The following is a 20,394-nucleotide window of genomic DNA, read 5'->3' on the forward strand; positions in this document are numbered from 1 at the left end:
GTTTGACATATGTACCTTTCGATTGAAGAATTTATCGATAAAGCTGAAAAAACAGGAAAAAAAATCTCTGATTTGATGATTGAGCAAGAAATGGAGCGTAGCCAAAAAAGCTATGAAGAAATTTGGACACAGATGGGTCAAAATTTGGATGTCATGGATGCTGCTGTCAAACGCTCGCAAGAAGGAGCAGGCGTTTTTTCTCCTACTGGGTTAACGGGCGGTGATGCGGCACGTTTAAAAAAATACCGCGCAGCTGGCAAAACGTTATCAGGTGATTTAATGATGTCTGCAGTTCAAGCCGCACTAGGTACTAATGAAGTCAATGCAGCAATGGGCGTTGTTTGCGCAACGCCAACCGCTGGTGCAAGTGGCACCTTACCAGGGGTTTTAACAGCGATTAAAAATACCTTGAATTTAACGCGTGATCAACAAATTCGTTTCTTATTTACCAGTTCTTTATTTGGAATGGTCACAGCCAACAATGCGATGATTGCTGGTGCTGTTGGTGGATGTCAAGCCGAAGTAGGCAGTGCTTCAGCGATGGCCGCCGCTGCAGCTGTTGAAGCGGCTGGCGGAACACCACGCCAATCTTCTGAAGCTTTTGCTATGGCTTTAGGGAATTTATTAGGTTTAGTTTGTGACCCAGTGGCTGGGTTAGTCGAAATTCCTTGTGTCAAACGAAATACAGTAGGTGCAGGCAATGCGTTAATCGCTGCAGATATGGCTTTAGCTGGAATTGTAAATAAAATACCAGCAGATGAAGTGGTGGAAGCCATGAATAAAGTCGGCCGTCAATTACCACGAGAATTGAGAGAAACGGGTTTAGGTGGCTTAGCTGGCACAGCGACTGGCCAACGAATGAAGAATGAAATTTTTGAAAAAGTAAAATTCACCATTGTTTAAAATTTAATCATGAAGAGGGAAATAAGATGCTGGATATGAAAAAAATTCGCCAAAATGTAGAAGTGGTACAGAAAAAGTTAAAAACACGTGGTGTGGACGAGGAAGTTTTATTACGCTTTTTGGCTTTAGATGAAGAACGGAGAGCGTTACTTGTTAAAGTTGAAGAACTGAAAAAACACCGTAATCAGGTATCAGGAGAAATTGCACAATTAAAGCGTGCACAAAAAGATGCTTCACAACAATTGCTAAATATGCAAGAAGTTAGCGAGCAAATTAAAGTTTTAGACCAAGAAGTTGTTCATTTGCAAGAACAATGCACAGCCATTGCAGAACGTCTGCCTAACTTACCTCATGGGAGCGTGCCTGTTGGCGCAGATGAAGCCGCCAACGTAGAAGTTCGGCGGTGGAGTACGCCGAAAACTTTTTCATTTGAACCGAAACCACATTGGGAAATCGGTGAAGCCTTAGGAATTTTAGATTTTGAAAGAGGCGCGAAAGTATCTGGTAGCCGTTTTCTTTATTACAAAGGCTTAGGGGCTCGTTTAGAACGAGCGGTCTATAATTTTATGTTAGATCAACATGTTAATGAACATGGTTATACCGAGGTGATTCCTCCTTATTTGGTCAATAGCAAAGCAATGTTTGGCACCGGTCAGTTTCCTAAGTTCAAAGAAGATGTTTTCCAAGTTGCAGAAAGTGATTTGACGCTGATCCCCACAGCGGAAGTCCCATTAACTAACTACTATAATAATGAAATTTTAGAGGCGCAAGAGTTACCGATTTATTTTACTGCTTTAAGTCCTTCTTTTCGTTCGGAAGCGGGTAGCGCAGGCCGTGATACCCGAGGATTAATTCGTTTACACCAGTTCCATAAAGTAGAAATGGTTAAATTTAGTGATGCAGAACACTCCTATGAAGAATTAGAAAAAATGACCAACAATGCTGGAGACATTTTAGAAAAATTGGGCCTCCCTTATCGAGTGATTACTCTTTCGACAGGTGACATGGGCTTCTCGGCAGCGAAAACCTATGATTTAGAAGTTTGGATTCCGGCACAGAAAACGTACCGAGAAATTAGTTCTTGTTCAAACTGTGAAGACTTCCAAGCACGTCGGGCGTTGATTCGTTATCGTGATAAAACGGGTCAAGTTCAATATGCCCATACTCTTAATGGGTCAGGACTTGCTGTTGGTCGAACAGTGGCGGCCATTTTGGAAAATTATCAAAATGAAGATGGCACCGTAACGATTCCAGAAGTTCTACGTCCTTATATGGGCGGTTTAACGAAAATAGATTAAAAAAGAAGGTTGATGTTGTGACATCAACCTTCTTTTTTAATTCGTTAAATCCGTTAACCAATGCCCAATTTCTTGAAAAACTGTTGCTTTTTCCATTTCTAATAAAATTTCATGACGCAATGTGGGAAATAGTCGTAACGTCACGTGCTGAAAACCTGCATGCTTTAATTGCTTTTGAATTTTCGCTGGCCCCTTGCTGAAATCACCAACTGGGTCTTCAGCGCCACTAATGATTAAAATAGGCAATTCTTTTGGGATCGCTTGGTACCAATTCCTTTGATTTGCTCGTTTAACAAGTGAAAAAAGGGTAGCAAAACCATTGTTGGTAAATACGAAGCCCATTAATGGGTCATTTTCATAGTCAGCCACATTGGCTTGATTTTTAGAAAGCCAATTAAAGGAACTTGCTTCAGGAAATTTTTTGCTAAAAGAACCAAATGCCAGCTTATCAATGAACGGAGCTGGTTTTTTCGGCTGTTTCTCGGCCATTTTTTTAATAAAAGGCAATGCGGCGGTTAAAGGTAACGGACTTGTTCCAGTGCCCATGAAAATGACTCCTTGCATAGTCACAGGATAGTCTTGCAGATAGTTGCGCAAGGCGAAAGACCCCATGCTGTGACCCATCATAAAATAGGGCAATTGTGGATAGTGATTCATAGCCCATTGTTTCACTTGATGAATATCTGTAACGACATTTTCAGGCCCTTGTTCTCCAAAAAAACCATAGATCGGTGCGCTTGGTTGTACAGATTCGCCATGACCTAGATGATCATGCCCAATTACGGCAAACCCTAATTGATTTAAAAAACGAGCAAATTCATCATAACGTTGGATATGCTCTGCCATGCCGTGAATCAATTGAACTACGGCTTTGGGTGAAGGACAGGGCCAATGACGTACATTGAGCTGAGTTTGTTGATCGTTTGAAGTGAGTATGAATTGTTCAGTCATAAGAAACCCTTTCTTTGCTTTTTGATTATTATACAAAAAAAAGACGGTGTTCAAAAGAAAAATTCATGAGAAAACGCCTCAGCTTTCACTGAGACGCCTTCTTTTATTTATCTTTAATAAAATAGCAATGATGTCAAAAAATAGTCGATTTTACTAAGTGATGAATTATGGGTGGTACAAATACTGCTGGAAATAGTTGTTAACTTCAAGGGCATCTTCTTTATTTTTTGAAAGAATTAAGATGGTATCATCCCCAGCGATGCAGCCCAAGATATGAGGGTTGTGGATACGTATGCGATCAATTAAAACCCCAATGGCTTGCCCGTTGCCAGGTAAGACGGTTAAAAGATTTGTGAACTCTATTTGTGTTAAAGAAACACCAGTTTCAATAATAATGTCAACAAGACGTTCTTCATCTGTTTTATATTTTGGACGAAGGGCAGAATTATTCAAGATACGATAATAGGCTTCTCCTTGACCATTGTCTACTTTGTTTAAATTCAGCTCACGAATGTCACGAGAAATAGTTGCTTGTGTGGTGTGAATATTTTCTTTTTCCAATAATGCTAGTAATTCACTTTGTGTATGGATTTCATTTTCTGTGACCAATCGCTTAATCATCGTTTGGCGTTTTAATCGGTTCATTACTTTCCTCCAGTTCAGTTAATCATGCAAAAAAACATCATTGCTGTTATTTAAAACGGTGCCAGTAATTCCCTAAAATCACTGTACAACGTTTTACTAAATTGTGCAAGTCTCACTTTTTTGAATGCGAAATATCCGACAAAATCAATGAGAACCTTTTAGCTAAACGACCCTTTTTCTATTCTAATTAGAGAGATTCTGCTAGTATTGCTTTGTAAATGTCTGGAGGAAGGGTGTTATTTGTGAATAAGCAAACACGCCAAAGTTTGATTAAAGAAATCATTCAAACAACTGTAATTCATAGTCAAAATGAGTTGTTAAGAGAATTAAAAAAGCGCGAGATAAATGTCGCACAAGCAACGATTTCACGGGATTTATGGGAATTAAAAGTCGTCAAAGCATTAGATGATTCTGGCGAGATCCGTTTAACGATTTTTGAACAATTCACTTCTTTAGAAGAACGAAAAAAAGAACAGTTGATACAAGCAATTCGTGAGGTAGTGACCAAGGTTGAACGTGTCGCCTTTTTACTAGTGGTTCATACATTACCAGACAACGCAACATTGTTTTCAGCTGTACTTGATGAAGTGTCTTTGTGTGAAAAGAAATGTTCTGTCGCTGGCTTCGACACTGTTATTATTGTTTCATCATCCGAGGAAAAAGCACAAGAACTAGAGCAGTATTTTCAACAATTTATTCAGCCAACACCTTTGTCAAAAAGTAACGCATAAAAGGAAGGGAGCCAGAAGTCGTTTTGACTTCTGGCTCCCTTCCTTTTACCTCTATAAGATTATAACTTTATTATGTGTATGGAGAAATAATTTTTTTTTGAATAAATGCATTTTTTTTTATTTAATTATGCATTATTTTTTTAGAATATCTATGAAAGCGCATTCTTTTAGGTTGAAAATATGCATAAGAAAGAATACCGTTGTATATTTGGTATTTTGTTTGGCAAATGGCTCACGTCCTAGGTTAATCAGGTCTGTTATTCTGTGTTTGTAATTAAGTTGAGGAGGTTATTTCACATGAGTCATCCAATTAATGTATTTTCTGAAATCGGGAAATTGAAAACAGTGATGTTACATCGTCCAGGTAAGGAATTAGAAAATTTAATGCCAGATTATCTGGAGAGATTGTTGTTTGATGATATTCCGTTTTTAGAAAAAGCACAAGCAGAACATGATGCATTTGCAGAGTTGTTACGATCAAAAGATATCGAAGTGGTCTATTTAGAGGACTTAGCTGCTGAAGCGTTGATTAATGAAGAGGTCCGCCGACAATTTATTGACCAATTCTTAGAAGAAGCCAATATTCGCAGCGAATCAGCAAAAGAAAAAGTTAGAGAGTTAATGTTAGAAATTGACGACAACGAAGAACTTATTCAAAAAGCGATTGCTGGCATTCAAAAACAAGAATTACCTAAATATGAGCAAGAATTTTTAACAGATATGGTTGAAGCGGATTATCCATTCATTATTGATCCAATGCCTAACTTATACTTCACGCGTGATAACTTTGCGACAATGGGGCACGGGATTTCTTTAAATCATATGTATTCAGTAACTCGACAACGGGAAACCATTTTTGGGCAATACATTTTTGATTATCATCCTCGTTTTGCTGGAAAAGAGGTTCCTAGAGTCTATGATCGTTCAGAATCAACCAGAATTGAAGGTGGCGATGAATTAATTCTTTCAAAAGAAGTAGTGGCCATTGGGATTTCTCAAAGAACGGATGCCGCGTCAATTGAAAAAATTGCGAGAAATATTTTTGAACAAAAATTAGGGTTTAAAAATATCTTGGCTTTTGATATCGGTGAACATCGTAAATTCATGCATTTAGATACCGTTTTTACCATGATTGACTATGATAAATTTACGATTCATCCAGAAATCGAAGGTGGTTTGGTTGTTTACTCGATCACTGAAAAAGCAGATGGAGACATCCAAATTACAAAAGAAAAAGATACATTAGATAACATTTTATGCAAATACTTGCATTTAGACAATGTTCAATTAATCCGTTGCGGTGCTGGAAATTTAACCGCAGCAGCCCGTGAACAATGGAACGACGGTTCAAATACATTAGCAATTGCCCCTGGGGAAGTTGTTGTTTATGATCGGAATACGATTACGAATAAAGCGCTAGAAGAAGCAGGCGTGAAATTGAATTACATTCCAGGAAGTGAACTAGTACGTGGCCGTGGTGGCCCTCGTTGTATGAGTATGCCACTTTACCGTGAAGATCTTTAAAAAACACCCAAAAATAGGAGGAATCATCATGAATTCAGTATTTCAAGGACGTAGTTTATTAGCAGAAAAAGATTTTACAAGAGCAGAATTAGAGTATTTGGTAGACTTCAGTATTCACTTAAAAGAATTGAAGAAAAAAGGGATTCCACATCACTATTTAGAAGGAAAAAATATCGCTCTTTTATTTGAAAAAACTTCGACACGGACACGCTCTGCATTCACGACAGCAGCGATTGATTTAGGGGCACATCCTGAGTATTTAGGCGCCAACGATATTCAATTAGGTAAAAAAGAATCTGTTGAAGATACAGCGATTGTTTTAGGTAGTATGTTTGACGGGATTGAGTTCCGTGGGTTTAGTCAAGAAGTAGTGGAAGATTTAGCGAAATATTCTGGTGTTCCTGTTTGGAATGGTTTAACGGATCAATGGCACCCAACACAAATGATTGCGGACTTTATGACAGTGAAAGAAAACTTTGGTCGTTTAGAAGGAATCACTTTAGTATATGTCGGCGATGGCCGTAACAACATGGCAAACAGCTTGTTAGTGACAGGTGCTATTTTAGGCGTAAATGTTCGCATTTGTGCACCAAAAGAATTGTTCCCTTCTGATGAAGTCGTTAATTATGCAAAAGAATTTGCGAAAGAATCTGGTGCAGAATTAATGATTACAGACGACGTTGCTAAAGGTGTTAAAGGAGCCAACGTGTTATATACAGACGTTTGGGTGTCCATGGGTGAAGAAGATAAATTTGAAGAACGTGTCAATCTGTTGAAACCTTATCAAATTAATATGGCTATGTTAGAAAAAACCGAAAACATGGATGGCGATTTAATCGTATTACACTGTTTACCAGCCTTTCATGATACGAAAACACAATACGGAGAAATGGTTGCTGAAAAATTCGGCATTACTGAAATGGAAATCACGGATGAAGTCTTCCGCAGTAAATATGGTCGTCAATTTGAAGAAGCAGAAAACAGAATGCATTCTATTAAAGCGATCATGGCAGCTACTTTAGGCAACTTATTCATTCCTCGTGTGTAGGAAGCAACTGAAAAAACATTGAAAAAAGAATAGTCGTTTCGCCCTTTAAGAGATTCTTTTGAAGGGCGGCCTATTCTTTATTATGATAGGAAAGAAGGATTTGTAATGGGGAAAAAAATGGTCGTTGCACTAGGCGGAAATGCCATCCTTTCAAATGATGCTAGCGCACACGCACAACAGCAAGCATTAGTTCAAACATCTGCCTATTTAGTTCATTTAATTAAACAAGGGCATCGGTTGATTGTTTCACATGGCAATGGTCCACAAGTCGGTAATCTATTATTGCAACAACAAGCAGCTGATTCTGAAAAAAATCCAGCGATGCCGCTAGATACGTGTGTTGCTATGACACAAGGAAGTATCGGCTACTGGTTGTCCAATGCGCTTAATCAAGAATTAAACAAAGCAGGAATCAAGAAACAAGTGGCTACTGTTTTAACACAGGTGGTCGTAGATCCAGCAGATGAGGCATTCAAAAATCCAACAAAACCGATCGGTCCATTTTTAACAGAAGCTGAAGCCAAAGAAGCAATGCAAGCAGGTGCTATTTTTAAAGAAGATGCAGGACGTGGCTGGCGCAAAGTCGTTCCAAGTCCTAAGCCAATTGACATCCACGAGGCTGAGACTATTAATACCTTAATAAAAAATGATATAATTACCATTTCATGTGGTGGTGGTGGCATCCCTGTCGTAGGACAAGAATTAAAAGGTGTCGAAGCAGTAATCGATAAAGATTTTGCTTCTGAAAAACTGGCAGAATTAGTGGATGCGGATGCACTAGTTATTTTAACTGGCGTGGATTATGTGTGTATTAATTATGGCAAACCAGATGAAAAACAATTAACCAATGTCACTGTAGCAGAGTTGGAAGAATACAAACAAGCGGGTCATTTTGCACCAGGTAGTATGTTACCGAAAATTGAAGCCGCCATTCAGTTTGTAGAAAGCCAACCCAATAAACAAGCAATTATCACTTCTTTGGAAAACTTAGGAAGTATGAGCGGCGATGAAATCGTAGGAACGGTTGTGACAAAATAAAGTATAGTATTTAGGAGAATTAAGATGATGATAGAGAAAATAATCACTAAAAATAATCAAGATTTTCAATACTTTTCTGAATCAGAACTAACAGAATTGCGCAACGAGAGTTTCGTTCGCTCCTATAAAAAAGGCCAAGTCCTTTTTTATCCAGGTGATCCGAGAAATCATTTGATTTTATTGGTTTCGGGTGTCATTAAAATTGAAAAAAATGATCGCAGTGGTAATTTTTCCTATCTGCATTTTATGAAAAAGCAGGCTCTTTTTCCGAGAATCGGACTGTTTCAAGATGAGGTTCATTACGACTCCGCGATTGCCTATACGGATATTGAGGTTGTGTTTGTGCCAGTTAAACTGTTTGAGCGTTTTCTCCAAAATAATCCCCAGCAATTGATTCATTGGATTCAAGAACAATCGGTCCTTTTAAAAGAAAGTATGATCAAAATCCAAAAAGGAACAACCAATGATGCATGTGAACGGATTGTGACATCACTGGCGATGTTATTAAATGATTTAGGAGAACGAATTGACAACAGGGAACGCGTTGCAATTGCTTGTCCAATTACCATTAATGACATTGCACGAATGAGTGGAACCACGCGGGAAACAGCAAGCAGTGTTATGAAAAAATTAGTCCAAATGAACCGTATTAGCTACAGTCATAAATTCTTAACTTTTCTAGATACGCCATTCTTTATTGATCGATTGAGTAATTAATCATAGAGAAGGGAGATACAGGAAAGTAGGTTCCTGTATAAAAGGATATGGCAGAAAAAAAGAAGAAAAACAAAAAACAGCTTTCGTCTTTTAGTATTTTATTTATTATTTTAATTGTTTTAGGTATCGTAACGGTCTTGCTAAATGGCCAGCCATTTACCCCAAGAGAAATTGATGGCAAAATGGTTGATCACGTGGTAGGGGCCAAATTATCGGATATTATCATGGCTCCATTCAATGGGTTTAAAGATGCCATTGAAATTAATATTTTTATTTTAGTACTCGGTGGCTTTTTAAATATTGTGACGCAAACTGGGGCTCTTGAAGCAGGGATTCAATCAGTCGTTAAAAAGTTAAAAGGGAACGAATTGAAAATCATTCCGATTTTAATGATTTTATTTTCTATTGGTGGTTCGACTTATGGAATGGCAGAAGAAACAATTCCTTTTTATGGTTTATTGAGTGCCACCATGGTCGCCGCTGGTTTTGATACGTTTGTCGCAGTGGGTACTGTGCTATTGGGTGCAGGATCAGGTGTTATCGGTTCAACGGTTAACCCTTTCTCCACAGGGGTAGCGATGGATGCGTTGCGAGGTATTGGCATTCAGCCGAATACAGGAATTATTTTAATTGTCGGTGCTATTTTGTGGGCGGCCTCTACCAGCTATTCTATTTTCATTGTGATGCGTTATGCGAAAAAAGTGAAGGCTGACAAAGGTTCAACAATTTTATCTTTACAAGAACAAGAGGATATGGAAAAAACGTATGGACAAGCAGCGTCGAAAGAAATGCCATTTACGAATCGTCATAAAAAAATCTTAATGGTATTCGCTTTCTGTTTTGTCGTTATGATTGTTTCCTTAATTCCATGGAACGACTTTGGAGTGACGATTTTCAAAGGCTGGACGTCTGTTTTAACAGGCAACAGTTTCGGTGACTGGTACTTTGGCGACTTAGCGATGTGGTTCTTCCTTTTAGGGATCATTGCTGCCTTGATTGGTCGCTTTACTGAAAAAGAAACCATTGAAGCATTTATCGACGGTGCCAAAGATATGTTATCCGTTGTTTTAATCATTGTAGTTGCTCGCGGGGCATCTGTTTTGATGTCTAAAACGTATTTAGATTCATTTATCCTTGATAAAGCGGCAGGCTTATTACAAGGACTCTCCCCAGTTTTATTTGTCATCGGTGCCTTTGTTTTATACTTAGGTTTATCTTTCCTAATTCCTTCAACTTCTGGTTTAGCGTACGTTTCTATTCCTGTAATGGGTGCGTTAGCTAAAAACATTGGTTTAAGTCCAGAAGTGATGGTTATGATTTTTGCTTCAGGTTGTGGCTTGATTAATTTGATCACGCCAACATCTGGTGTCGTAATGGGTGGTTTGGAAATTTCCAAAGTTCAATATGCCACTTGGACAAAATTCATGGCCAAACCAATGATTGTCTTAGGCTTAATTAACCTAATTATCTTAATTGGCGCGATGTTACTCTTTAGCTAATCAAAAATTTTTTATGTTAGGGCTTCGGCTTTCGGAAAAAAGAAGAAGCAATGAAACAACAGCGACTACTTTTAGGTAGTCGCTGTTGTTTCATTGTACTTCTTTGGAAAATAACATAAATGATAGTTTTTTGGTTACTTGTATAATCAACTCAATCCAAATAGTTATTTTGTACTTGATAAATATGGAGCTCCTAAACATATACCTGAAAGTAATGAATTTGAAAAAATTTTTATTTGTATGGTTAAAAAACTTAAATATTACATGTTATTTTAAGGAGGTTAAAAAATTAGAGCAGAATTTTTTAGTTATTTTAAACAAAATAATCATTGGTATAAAAAAGTTTTTTTTAGAAAGATGTTTTTTTTAGATAAACGCGAGTCCTTACTTGTTATTAATTGTAATTATTTAAATTTATTATTGAAATAATTCGAAGCGCGTTGTAATATAAACCTGAAAAAGTAGTTTAAAAATATTTTTAAAAGGAGAATACGGAGATGGGTGAATCGATTGGGAAAATCTATGAAACAGATGAATATGAAAAATTCAGTTTTTTAAAAGGAAACAGAATAGTTAAAAAAAAAGAAAGCTTAGAAAGTTCAATCAGAGAAGAAGGTATACAGGTTCCTTTAATTGTTAATGAAAACTTTGAAATAATAAATGGTCAAAATAGATACATATTAGCAAAAAAATATAAAAAATTAATTCCATATATAGTGATAGAAGGATTGAAAATAGAGGATGTTATTGAACTTAACTCAACTACAAAACCGTGGGTAATTACAGACTATATAAATAAGTATTATATTGATGGGAATAAAGAATATGGCAAGTTACTCTTGCTTTTAGAAGAGTATAGAATGATTCCGCCTACCTCATTAATTTCATTAGCAATGGGCTATAAAAAGTATAGTTCATTAGCACCAGAATTAACTAGAAGAGGTTTATTTAAGTTTTATAATTATCCAGAGCTTATTGTATTTTTAAAACAATACAAATCATTTTGTGAGTATGTGAGCATAAATAGTATACAGTACACGTTTTTTTCATATTTAGAACTATATATATCAAAAGAATTTTCAGAAAAGCAGTTAGTTGATGGAATTATAAAGAAAGGAAAGTATGAGATCGATGGAATTTCTCATCAAGGAGTGGTATTAGAATTTTTTATAAAAGCACATAATTTTGGAGAAAAGGTTAATTCTTCTAAGGCGATTAAGTATAAGATAAAAAATGACGGTAGTCCTGTAATTACTTCTCCACAGAGTTTTTTTATCATCAAGGAGGCAGACAATGGATAGAGTAATTGGCGAAATCTATGTGACGAAAAATTATGATATGTTTAGTTTTATGGAATCCAATCGTTCGATTATTACAAATAAAAAGTTAGAAGAATCTGTACTGAGAGGAAGTATTATTATGCCTATCATGGTAAACTCTAATTTGCAAATAATTGATGGGCAACATAGATTGATGTTGGCAAAAAAACACAACCTGGACGTTCCTTATTTCATCACAATAAATAAACAAATGTCAGATGTAGTTGTTATAAATAATACCACTCAGAAATGGAAAGTTTTAGATTTTATTAACAGACATGCTGAAACAGGAAATTTAGAATATAAGCGATTGAAGAAAATTATCAATCGACATCCAGCCATTCCGCTTGTTGAATTGATTTCGGTAAGTATGGGTTCTTGGAATAAATCACAAAAGTTAGTAAACCAAACTAAAGAAGGAAAATTCAAATTTTATAATTACGAAGAATTTCTTCTTTTTATAGAGGAATATGAACAATTGAAAAAAGATACTAAAATAAAAGATTCTGGTGCTTTATTTCAGGCATATTTTAATTTATGTTGTATAAAGATATATGATTATAAGACTTTTTTTAAAAAAGTTAATGAGTTAGAGATAGAAAGAAAAATTTTAGGGATTAGACAAACGGAACGTATCTTGAAAATATTTATTGAAACATATCACCATAATTTAGGAATTAACTCTAAAAAGCGTATTTCGTATGACTTAGATTTAAAACGTTATCCAGTAATCAAAGGAGAAATTAATTATACTCGAGTGGATCCTAGAACAAAATAAGAAAATAAGCCTATCTAAAAGATCAGAGCTGCTCTAATCTCTTAGATAGGTATTTACTAGGGTAGATATTTCAATCTATTTTCTCTAACAAAAAATATATCATAAGTTAAGGTGTATATTGGGATTTTTTTCATGTTGATAGTTGTTGAATTAACAATCTTGCGACAGCGCGGACAGAAAAAGGATTTTGCCCAGTGATTATACGGCCATCTTGATACGCAAATTCTTTATAGGGACGCTTTTTCGCAAAAGTAGCACCATGTTCTTTGGCAATTGTTTCGTTTAAGAAAGGAACAACTGCTTTTTTCATGGCTAAAATTTCTTCTGCAGTAGTGAAGCCAGTAATGGTTTTATCTGCAATCAAATAATTTCCTGACGCATCTTTGACATTTAAAAGGCCAGCAATTCCGTGACAAACAGAAGTTAGGTACTTGCCCTGTTCGTAAAGGCTACGAGTGATTGCTTGCAACTGAGGATTATCAGGAAAGTCCCACATAACGCCATGGCCTCCTGTAAAGTAAATTGCTGCGTATTCGTCTGGCTCAATTTCTTCAAGAGAGAGGGAATGCGCTAGCGCTCGTTCTTGAAAATCAGCACTTTCATAAACTGCCATAATGGATGAATCTACATATTTCATACTCCGGGGATCCAAAGGGACATAGCCTCCTTGGGGACTAACATAGTCAACTGAAAATCCTGCTTTGGTTACTTCTTCCACGAACTCCGTGGCTTCACCTAGCCAGAGGCCCGTTGGTTCTTCGGTGCCGTGATAACGGGAAACGTTTGTGAGGACCACGAGAATTTTTTTCATGCTTGCTTCCTCCCTGGCATAATCGACGTAATGTGGGTCAATAGTTGTTGGAGTTGCTCAATTTTGGTGGTATCGTGAGAAAGTGAGTAATAATTTTTAGTTCCTTCACTGCGACAATCAATTAATTTGGCTTGTTTCAAAATTTTTAAGTGGTGAGAAACAGCGGGGCGTGAGAGTTGTGTCGCCTCTGTTAACTCAGTGACACGACGGCCAACACAGGCCTGGTCTTCTAGCAGTGCAATAATAATTGCTTGGCGTTTTTCATCACCCAATGCGATTAAAAAATCACTAAGCGCAGTAAATTCTGTTTGAATTCCTTCTAATTCTTTCATATTTTTTCGCCTCTTTGGTTCGTATTTTTAAACGATTAAACCATTTTTCGTGTTTTTTGTCAATGAAATACGTTAAGGGCTGAAACTTGACGTGGATCCCATTCTTCGTTAAGATACTAATTGATTAAAGGTTTAAACTTTTAAACCAATAAAAGGGATAGAAAGAGAGGAAAGATTCAATGATGAAAGCCGCTTTAATTCATAAATACGGACAAAAAGAATTAGCAATCGAGGAGGTGCCCTTACCCACCATTCATGACAATGATGTTTTGGTCAAAATTATCGCTGCCAGTATCAACCCGATTGATTTAAAAACAAAAGATGGCAAAGTAAAGATGCTTTTAAATTATCAAATGCCACTGATTTTAGGCAGTGATTTTGCTGGGATTGTTGTCTCTGTTGGAAAAAATGTTCAAAATTTTAGGCTGGGCGATGCAGTTTACGGACGAGTACCCAAAAATCGCGTGGGAACTTTTGCTGAATATATTGCAGTGGATCAAGCGGCTGTAGCTATGAAGCCGAAAAATTTAACGTTTGAAGAAGCTGCGGCCATTCCGTTAGTCGGTTTGACAAGTTATCAAGCGCTACATGATATTATGAATGTACAGCCAGGCCAGAAAGTCCTGATTCAAGCAGGTTCAGGAGGGATTGGAACCATTGCGATTCAATTAGCAAAACTAGCGGGCGCTTACGTTGCCACCACAACGAGTAGTAAAAATAAAGAATGGGTTCAAGCGTTGGGAGCAGATGAAGTGATTGACTATCGGACACAAAATTTTGAAGAAGTTTTATCCGACTACGATTATGTGTTTGATACAATGGGCGGTACAATCTTAGAAAAAGCTTTCTCAGTGGTTAAACCTCAGGGAAAAGTCGTTACATTGTCAGGCATTCCCAACGAACGTTTTGCTAAAGAGTATGGCTTGCCGCTTTGGAAACAATGGGCCTTTAAAATAGCTACCCGCAAGATTCATCGATTGGAGCAAGCCACAGATGTTAGTTATCATTTTTTGTTTATGCGTCCAGATGGCGAGCAATTAGCTTTACTCACTGAGTTCATTGAACAGGGGAAATTACAGCCGATAATTGACCGAGTCGTTCCTTTTAGCCAAATTCAAGAAGCGGTGGATTATTCATTGACAGGACGAGCGCAAGGGAAAATTGTTGTGAAAATCGCCGATGTTAATCACGACTAAATAAAGGAGACATGCAAGAAAAATAGGCCTGTTTTTCTTGCATGTCTCAAAATTTACATTTAAACGCCGCCTAACGAAAGTGATTTTAGGCGGGAAAAGATTTTTATAGAAAATCCTCATTTTTCCAGTTTCTATTTTGCAAATTCGTTATTTTTTGTTATTCTATTGATGGTTGTGTATGCGCTTTCTTTTTAGGTGGATACACAAAAATGAACGGAGTGCAGAAAGGAATGGTGTTCAAAGTGGGGAACAATTTATCGACAAGAAAAGGAGAAAACAGAGAAACAATTGTCAGTTGGCTGGGTCTTTCGTTATTGGTTGGCTTGGCGTTTATCTTATTTAGTCTGTTTCATCAACCAATGATCAGCCAAGCCAATGAGCCGACCCAAGAGAAACATTTTATGGTTTATTATCGGGCCTGGCGTGACAAAACGATGCAAGGAGTTAATACAACATTGCCAGATGAAAATTGGCTAACGATGCACGATATTCCTTATGGTATTGACATTGTGAATGTCTTTAGTTATGTGCCAAAAGGACAAGAAGCACTTGCACAGCCATTTTATGACACGTTAAAAAATGAGTATGCGCCAGCATTACATGCACGAGGTGTTCGTTTAGTTCGAGGGATTGATTACAGCGAGCTATTAAAAGTTCCTTACGCAGGAACAACGCCTACAGAAGCAGAATTTGATGCTTATGCGAAAGAGTTGTTAACCAAATTTGTCGATGATTTAGGAATTGATGGGTTAGATATTGACATGGAAACTCGTCCAAGTGAAAAAGATATTGTTTTATCTAATGGGGTCATTCATGCATTATCAAAATACATTGGACCGAAGTCGGGAACGGATCGTCCATTTTTGTATGATACCAATGCAGAATATTTACCACCTTTACAAGATGTCAGTGACTGTTTCGATTTTCTCGCGTATCAACAGTATGGTAGCGATGACCAACGCACGCAACGAGCATTAAATAATTTAAGTCCGGTTCTCAATGGGGAACGATTTGTTCCAGGATTAACTTTCCCAGAAGAGCAAGATCGCAACCGCTGGTATGACACAAAAGAGCCGTATATGGAAAGTAACATGTATAAAGTAGCTCGTTATTCTTATGAAAATAAATTAGGGGGCATGTTCCTCTATGCCTTAGATCGCGATGGTCGCACCTATAATGAAGACGATTTAAATCAGATAAAACCTTCTAATTTGCTTTGGACAAAAACGGCCATTGCAGAGAGTAAAGGCGTTTCTCTTGCAGAGATGCAAGCGGCTGCGCAACACTATTTAAAACGAATTAGCTACGCCAACACAGACCTTGAAGCACAAAATAAAGCCGCAGAAGCAGTGACACAAGCAACAACGCTTTATGATGTGAATAAAGCTATTTTAGGTGGCGATTATGGCCAAGGGCTTTCAAATACCTATGATGCTGAGTTAGAAAAAGGCCTGTTAGCCATTGACTTAACCACTTTATATCGTGCGTTGGATCAAGCAGTTGCAGCCATTGAAAAGGCAGAAAGCTATACACCAGAAACGATTCAAGCACTACAAACAACAAAAGAGACAGTCGCAACAGAACTTGCGGGAAAAACGTATACAGCCGCGCAAGTGACTACTTGGCAAACGGAGGTCCAAACAGCTTTGGATAATTTAAAAGAGAAACAAACACAACCTTTAAAAAGTGTCTTTTCCATTGATGCAGGAAGAAAATATTTTTCCGTGGAGCAACTGGAAGAATTAGTGGCCAAAGCCAGTCAAAATGGGTACACAGATGTCCAATTAATTTTAGGAAATGATGGCTTACGGTTTATCTTGGATGATATGTCGGTCAATGTGAATGGTAAAAAATACAACCACAACCGGGTTTCAAAAGCAATCCAACGAGGCAACAACGCATATTACAATGATCCTAATGGCAACGCGTTAACACAAAAAGAAATGGATCGGTTGTTGGCTTTTGCGAAAGCGCGCAACATCAACATCATTCCCGTGATTAACAGTCCAGGACATATGGATGCCTTGTTAGTGGCCATGGAAAAACTAGCGATTAAAAATCCCGCTTTTGATGGCTCAAAACGAACAGTAGATTTAGGGAACCAAAAGGCAGTGAATTTCACAAAGGCGATTATCAGTAAGTACGTGGCTTATTTTTCCGCGCATAGTGAAATTTTCAATTTTGGTGGCGATGAGTATGCAAATGATGTCGACACAGGCGGTTGGGCAAAACTGCAATCTTCTGGGCGCTACAAAGATTTTGTCGCTTATGCGAATGATTTAGCTAAAATAATTAAAGATGCGGGCATGCAGCCAATGAGCTTCAATGATGGCATTTATTACAACAGCGACGATTCTTTCGGTACATTTGACCCAGAGATTATTATTTCTTATTGGACAGCCGGTTGGAGCGGATATGACGTAGCCAAACCTGAGTACTTTGTTCAAAAAGGACACAAAATTTTTAATACCAATGATGCGTGGTATTGGGTAGCTGGCAATGTTGATTCTGGCATTTATCAATATGACGATGCTTTAGCAAATATGTCGAAAAAAGCATTTACAGATGTGCCAGCAGGTAGCCCGAATCTTCCAATCATTGGAAGTATTCAATGTGTTTGGTATGATGACCCTCGTCGTGACTATGATTTTGAACGAATTTATACGCTAATGGATACGTTCTCGGAAAATTATCGTGAGTATATGGTGGTTAAATAAAACTAGTTAAAGCTAACGAGTTATCTATAAAGACTGATCCTGGGACAAAAATCACTTTGGATTTTTGTCCCAGGATCAAAACCTGATAAACGGCGGGAACAGAACCAACTCCTTCGGAAATAAGCCGAAATTCTCCAAAAATTAAAGAGCAATTTTCGGAAATTTCTTCTTATTTCTCGGAGCTAAACGGTTCTTTCCCGACCTCAGCCTTCTTTAACGGAAGAAGATTTGTTTGAGGGCCAACAATCAATTTAGGAATGCCTTATTGAAATGTTCCTGTTCTTATTGTAGACTGAAAGAAGTGGTGGTGGAAAGCTATCACCATTAATAGAAAAGCAGGAAAATAAAAAGGAGCTTGTTGGAAGTTTAATGCTTGAAAATGTAAGCGGAATCATTTTGTTGGAATGCTAAAAAAGGGAGTAGAGTTATGAGTAATGAAAATATCGTCTTAGCAAGAAATACAGAGCGTGCACCAAAGCATCCTCTCGCAACCCAAACAGTCGCATTTTCCCACTATAATCATTTGTCAGCACAGTTACCTGTTGAGCCAACCTCTGGACAATTGGTAGAAGGTGGCATTCGGGCCCAAGCGACACAATGTTTGAAAAATATCCAAGCGGTTGTTGAAAGTATCAACCATGTGATGAGTGACATTGTCAGAATGACCATTTTTGTCAAAGATATGCGGGATGCTGCCGCAGTTGAGGAGGTCTATGCGGCCTTTTTTACCCATTATTATCCAGCTAAAACAGTGGTCGCCGTCGCAGATTTGCCGTTAGGCGCTTCTGTTCAAATGGAGGCACTTGTTTCAAATGGGGAAGGAACTATCCCTAATGCACCTCAAGCTGGGGATTTAATTAAATTAACAAATCAGACTGTTCAGGCACCAATTGATGCTCTAGCTAGTCAAACGGTCGCGTTTTCTCACTATAACAATCTGTCTGCACAATTGCCTATAGATCCTCAAACGGGCAGAGTTGTGGCTGGCTGTGTTAAAACGCAAACAAAACAATGTTTGAAAAACATAAAAGCCATTTTAACCAGTATTGATGTGCCTTTTGATGATATTGTGAAGGTCAATATTTATTTAAAAGATTTATCTAAGCTAGAAGCTGTCAATCAAGTATATGCCGCTTTTTTCCCGGATTCAGGAATTGCGCGTACGGTCAATTACATGCCAGCACGAACAGTGATTGCTGTTGCTGATTTACCAATGGGCGCGGCGGTGCAAGTAGAAGCGGTGGTTTCTCATGGGGATGGTACGCCACCACAAGCGATTGAAGATCGACATGGATTAATTATTGAAGCAAATAATACAGATTACGCACCGAAGTGTCCATTTTCGACACAAACTGTTGCTTTTTCTCATTACAACCATCTATCAGCTCAGCTACCATTGGACCCTAAAACAAATGCGTTAGTCTCTGGCGGAATCAAGGAACAAACGACGCAATGCTTAGAAAACATCAAAGCGATTATTGAAAGTGTGGATCACAGCTTAGCTGATCTGGTGAAAGTGAATATTTTTGTGAAAGAGATTGAAGAGCTGGCGGCAGTAGATGACGTCTACCAAACGTACTTCCCTGAAGGCACGCCTGCCAGAAGAGTGATTGGTGTGACGGATTTACCAAAAGGTGCTCAGATTCAAATCGAAGCGATTGCTGGGAACGCAGAAGGTACGCCACCAATTGGTTAAACAGTAGAAGAAACAAACGTCAGCTGGCTTCTGAAGCCAGCTGACGTTTTTAGTATTTAGATAAATCAGTAAAGTAAGCTAGTTGCCATTTTTGTGTTTTTTTCGCGGTTTGATTAAGGGTTTGGCACCAAGAAGGATAAAAACGGGCCGCCATTTTGCCTTTTTGTTGGTGCGTTTTGAGAATTTTTTGTTGGATTAAACATTCTTTTGGCAGAAGAAAGAGACCTTGCTTTTCTTGATCAGCAATGACAATTGCTAACATTTCAGGGGCTTCCGTTGCATCAAAGGCTTCGTTCTGATTTTGTTGATTTTTTTCCCAGAAGGCTACAAAATAGCCTTCTTTTTTCGGCGTTTTTTTGGCTAAGCGACTGCGGATAAGTTGTTGCGATTCATTAACTTGGCATAAAAAGCCTTCATATTCGGCATTTTGTTGTTCTTCGGAAAGCAGCGTGATCGCGCCCACTGCTTTTTCAAGTATCGGTAATGAATTCATCATCTTCCTCCAAATTAAATAGAATAGTTGCGAGAAACAAAGGGAACTTCTTCACCATTTTCGAGCTGATTTAGGTACAAAGCTAACATGAAAAAGTAACCTGAGAGTAAGTTGACTACATCATACAGCTGCGGATCAATTTTTTTACCACCATAGTCCATGCGATAAAGTAAACGAACAATATCTTTGGCTTTGGCTCTTAAAATGTGTGCATAAGAGGAACAGATTGTGCCCATCGGTAAAACAAAAGGACGATTTTCTTCGTATGTCAGTTCATTCATAGCATTGACACGTTCCAAAAGCCAGGCTATTTCTTCCTCTGTGACTGTTAATTTTGTTCGAGTCGTTGGATTGACATGGTAGATTAACTCGCAAATTTTGGCTAGTTCTTCTGTTAGTGCAGGCTGTTCAGGGACGTCTAATTGTTGCACATATCCTCGTAGAAGACCTGTCATCGAGGCTAATTCATCAGTCATTAATTCAAAATCACATCGTAAATCTTCTGGTTTAGAAGATAGATACGGGTACGCTTCATACGGACTGCGGTACATTTTTTCCATTCAATTTCCCTACTTTCTAAAAATAAAAAGCCCTCAAAAAGAATGCACGAAAGCCAATCTTTTTGAGCGCCGTTGCTCGACTGTTCACAGTACACCATTGTACTTGCTAAGGTAATCATAGCCAAGAGTGAAGGGAGA

19 protein-coding genes are annotated in these 20,394 nt (G+C 37.9%); 13 read left to right on the top strand and 6 right to left on the bottom strand.

What is annotated here, in order from left to right:
• The first annotated feature begins 9 nt into the window (after window positions 1-9).
• Window positions 10-903 (top strand): L-serine ammonia-lyase, iron-sulfur-dependent, subunit alpha, encoded by an 894-nt coding sequence (sdaAA, locus tag IGL17_RS00420; RefSeq protein ID WP_002356122.1) that lies wholly within the window; start codon window positions 10-12, stop codon window positions 901-903.
• Between the two features lie 26 nt (window positions 904-929).
• Window positions 930-2,201 (top strand): serine--tRNA ligase, encoded by a 1,272-nt coding sequence (gene serS / locus IGL17_RS00425; protein WP_010775481.1) that lies wholly within the window; start codon window positions 930-932, stop codon window positions 2,199-2,201.
• A gap of 36 nt (window positions 2,202-2,237) precedes the next feature.
• On the opposite strand, the gene IGL17_RS00430 is transcribed toward serS, so the two are convergent.
• Together IGL17_RS00430 and IGL17_RS00435 are read right to left on the bottom strand one after the other, a co-directional pair.
• The gene (locus tag IGL17_RS00430) at window positions 2,238-3,188 is read right to left on the bottom strand and encodes an alpha/beta hydrolase (protein ID WP_016618549.1); all 951 of its coding nucleotides are present in this window, start codon (window positions 3,186-3,188) and stop codon (window positions 2,238-2,240) included.
• A 129-nt stretch (window positions 3,189-3,317) separates the two neighbouring features.
• On the bottom strand, window positions 3,318-3,797 hold the full coding sequence (locus tag IGL17_RS00435; RefSeq protein ID WP_002356125.1) for an arginine repressor: 480 nt from the start codon (window positions 3,795-3,797) through the stop codon (window positions 3,318-3,320).
• Window positions 3,798-4,015: 218 nt separating this feature from the next.
• On the opposite strand from IGL17_RS00435, the gene IGL17_RS00440 reads away from it, so the two are divergent.
• The 8 genes from IGL17_RS00440 to IGL17_RS00475 all read left to right on the top strand — a co-directional run bounded on the left by IGL17_RS00440 (window position 4,016) and on the right by IGL17_RS00475 (window position 12,451).
• Window positions 4,016-4,528, top strand: a complete 513-nt coding sequence (locus IGL17_RS00440) for an arginine repressor (RefSeq protein ID WP_016618550.1) — start codon at window positions 4,016-4,018, stop codon at window positions 4,526-4,528.
• Between the two features lie 297 nt (window positions 4,529-4,825).
• Window positions 4,826-6,052 (top strand): arginine deiminase, encoded by a 1,227-nt coding sequence (arcA, locus tag IGL17_RS00445; protein ID WP_002356129.1) that lies wholly within the window; start codon window positions 4,826-4,828, stop codon window positions 6,050-6,052.
• Window positions 6,053-6,077: 25 nt separating this feature from the next.
• Complete coding sequence (gene argF, locus IGL17_RS00450) at window positions 6,078-7,100, top strand: ornithine carbamoyltransferase (protein ID WP_160747730.1); 1,023 nt, start codon at window positions 6,078-6,080, stop codon at window positions 7,098-7,100.
• Between the two features lie 105 nt (window positions 7,101-7,205).
• Window positions 7,206-8,138 carry a carbamate kinase gene (arcC, locus tag IGL17_RS00455; RefSeq protein WP_002356132.1) on the top strand — a complete coding sequence of 311 codons (933 nt, stop codon included), beginning with the start codon at window positions 7,206-7,208 and terminating at the stop codon, window positions 8,136-8,138.
• Between the two features lie 24 nt (window positions 8,139-8,162).
• A complete protein-coding gene (locus IGL17_RS00460; RefSeq protein WP_002363490.1) occupies window positions 8,163-8,855 on the top strand; it encodes a Crp/Fnr family transcriptional regulator in 693 nt (230 codons plus the stop codon).
• Between the two features lie 47 nt (window positions 8,856-8,902).
• The gene (locus IGL17_RS00465; RefSeq protein WP_002383451.1) at window positions 8,903-10,354 is read left to right on the top strand and encodes a YfcC family protein; all 1,452 of its coding nucleotides are present in this window, start codon (window positions 8,903-8,905) and stop codon (window positions 10,352-10,354) included.
• Window positions 10,355-10,851: 497 nt separating this feature from the next.
• A complete protein-coding gene (locus IGL17_RS00470; RefSeq protein WP_016618553.1) occupies window positions 10,852-11,655 on the top strand; it encodes a ParB N-terminal domain-containing protein in 804 nt (267 codons plus the stop codon).
• Complete coding sequence (locus IGL17_RS00475) at window positions 11,648-12,451, top strand: hypothetical protein (protein WP_016618554.1); 804 nt, start codon at window positions 11,648-11,650, stop codon at window positions 12,449-12,451. The genes IGL17_RS00470 and IGL17_RS00475 overlap by 8 nt, the downstream gene beginning before the upstream one ends.
• 130 nt (window positions 12,452-12,581) lie before the next feature.
• On the opposite strand, the gene IGL17_RS00480 is transcribed toward IGL17_RS00475, so the two are convergent.
• Window positions 12,582-13,262, bottom strand: a complete 681-nt coding sequence (locus IGL17_RS00480; RefSeq protein WP_016618555.1) for a type 1 glutamine amidotransferase domain-containing protein — start codon at window positions 13,260-13,262, stop codon at window positions 12,582-12,584.
• Window positions 13,259-13,594 (bottom strand): ArsR/SmtB family transcription factor, encoded by a 336-nt coding sequence (locus tag IGL17_RS00485; RefSeq protein WP_002359261.1) that lies wholly within the window; start codon window positions 13,592-13,594, stop codon window positions 13,259-13,261. The genes IGL17_RS00480 and IGL17_RS00485 overlap by 4 nt, the downstream gene beginning before the upstream one ends.
• A gap of 179 nt (window positions 13,595-13,773) precedes the next feature.
• On the opposite strand from IGL17_RS00485, the gene IGL17_RS00490 reads away from it, so the two are divergent.
• The 3 genes from IGL17_RS00490 (at window position 13,774) to IGL17_RS00500 (ending at window position 19,203) form a co-directional block, all read left to right on the top strand.
• Window positions 13,774-14,790, top strand: coding sequence for an NADP-dependent oxidoreductase (locus tag IGL17_RS00490; protein ID WP_016618556.1), 1,017 nt, complete (start codon window positions 13,774-13,776; stop codon window positions 14,788-14,790).
• Window positions 14,791-14,999: 209 nt separating this feature from the next.
• Window positions 15,000-17,507: an EndoS/ChiA family endoglycosidase gene (locus tag IGL17_RS00495; protein ID WP_016618557.1), complete on the top strand. Its 2,508-nt coding sequence runs from the start codon at window positions 15,000-15,002 to the stop codon at window positions 17,505-17,507.
• A gap of 427 nt (window positions 17,508-17,934) precedes the next feature.
• A complete protein-coding gene (locus tag IGL17_RS00500) occupies window positions 17,935-19,203 on the top strand; it encodes a RidA family protein (RefSeq protein ID WP_016618558.1) in 1,269 nt (422 codons plus the stop codon).
• Between the two features lie 49 nt (window positions 19,204-19,252).
• Here IGL17_RS00500 and IGL17_RS00505 read toward each other — a convergent pair whose 3' ends face one another.
• Window positions 19,253-19,696, bottom strand: coding sequence for a MepB family protein (locus IGL17_RS00505; protein ID WP_025193385.1), 444 nt, complete (start codon window positions 19,694-19,696; stop codon window positions 19,253-19,255).
• A gap of 14 nt (window positions 19,697-19,710) precedes the next feature.
• On the bottom strand, window positions 19,711-20,256 hold the full coding sequence (locus IGL17_RS00510) for an ATP:cob(I)alamin adenosyltransferase (RefSeq protein ID WP_002385445.1): 546 nt from the start codon (window positions 20,254-20,256) through the stop codon (window positions 19,711-19,713).
• Window positions 20,257-20,394: the final 138 nt, after the last annotated feature.

The sequence above is a fragment of the Enterococcus sp. AZ088 genome, from assembly GCF_051714845.1.
GTDB lineage: Bacteria > Bacillota > Bacilli > Lactobacillales > Enterococcaceae > Enterococcus > Enterococcus faecalis.

Excerpts from the sequence above, each read along its gene's own strand:
- sdaAA (WP_002356122.1), top strand. The coding sequence starts at position 10 with ATGTACCTTTCGATTGAAGAATTTATCGATAAAGCTGAAAAAACAGGA.
- serS (WP_010775481.1), top strand. The coding sequence starts at position 930 with ATGCTGGATATGAAAAAAATTCGCCAAAATGTAGAAGTGGTACAGAAA.
- IGL17_RS00435 (WP_002356125.1), bottom strand. The coding sequence starts at position 3,797 with ATGAACCGATTAAAACGCCAAACGATGATTAAGCGATTGGTCACAGAA.
- IGL17_RS00440 (WP_016618550.1), top strand. The coding sequence starts at position 4,016 with ATGTCTGGAGGAAGGGTGTTATTTGTGAATAAGCAAACACGCCAAAGT.
- arcA (WP_002356129.1), top strand. The coding sequence starts at position 4,826 with ATGAGTCATCCAATTAATGTATTTTCTGAAATCGGGAAATTGAAAACA.
- arcC (WP_002356132.1), top strand. The coding sequence starts at position 7,206 with ATGGGGAAAAAAATGGTCGTTGCACTAGGCGGAAATGCCATCCTTTCA.
- IGL17_RS00460 (WP_002363490.1), top strand. The coding sequence starts at position 8,163 with ATGATGATAGAGAAAATAATCACTAAAAATAATCAAGATTTTCAATAC.
- IGL17_RS00465 (WP_002383451.1), top strand. The coding sequence starts at position 8,903 with ATGGCAGAAAAAAAGAAGAAAAACAAAAAACAGCTTTCGTCTTTTAGT.
- IGL17_RS00470 (WP_016618553.1), top strand. The coding sequence starts at position 10,852 with ATGGGTGAATCGATTGGGAAAATCTATGAAACAGATGAATATGAAAAA.
- IGL17_RS00475 (WP_016618554.1), top strand. The coding sequence starts at position 11,648 with ATGGATAGAGTAATTGGCGAAATCTATGTGACGAAAAATTATGATATG.
- IGL17_RS00480 (WP_016618555.1), bottom strand. The coding sequence starts at position 13,262 with ATGAAAAAAATTCTCGTGGTCCTCACAAACGTTTCCCGTTATCACGGC.
- IGL17_RS00485 (WP_002359261.1), bottom strand. The coding sequence starts at position 13,594 with ATGAAAGAATTAGAAGGAATTCAAACAGAATTTACTGCGCTTAGTGAT.
- IGL17_RS00490 (WP_016618556.1), top strand. The coding sequence starts at position 13,774 with ATGATGAAAGCCGCTTTAATTCATAAATACGGACAAAAAGAATTAGCA.
- IGL17_RS00495 (WP_016618557.1), top strand. The coding sequence starts at position 15,000 with ATGAACGGAGTGCAGAAAGGAATGGTGTTCAAAGTGGGGAACAATTTA.
- IGL17_RS00500 (WP_016618558.1), top strand. The coding sequence starts at position 17,935 with ATGAGTAATGAAAATATCGTCTTAGCAAGAAATACAGAGCGTGCACCA.
- IGL17_RS00505 (WP_025193385.1), bottom strand. The coding sequence starts at position 19,696 with ATGAATTCATTACCGATACTTGAAAAAGCAGTGGGCGCGATCACGCTG.
- IGL17_RS00510 (WP_002385445.1), bottom strand. The coding sequence starts at position 20,256 with ATGGAAAAAATGTACCGCAGTCCGTATGAAGCGTACCCGTATCTATCT.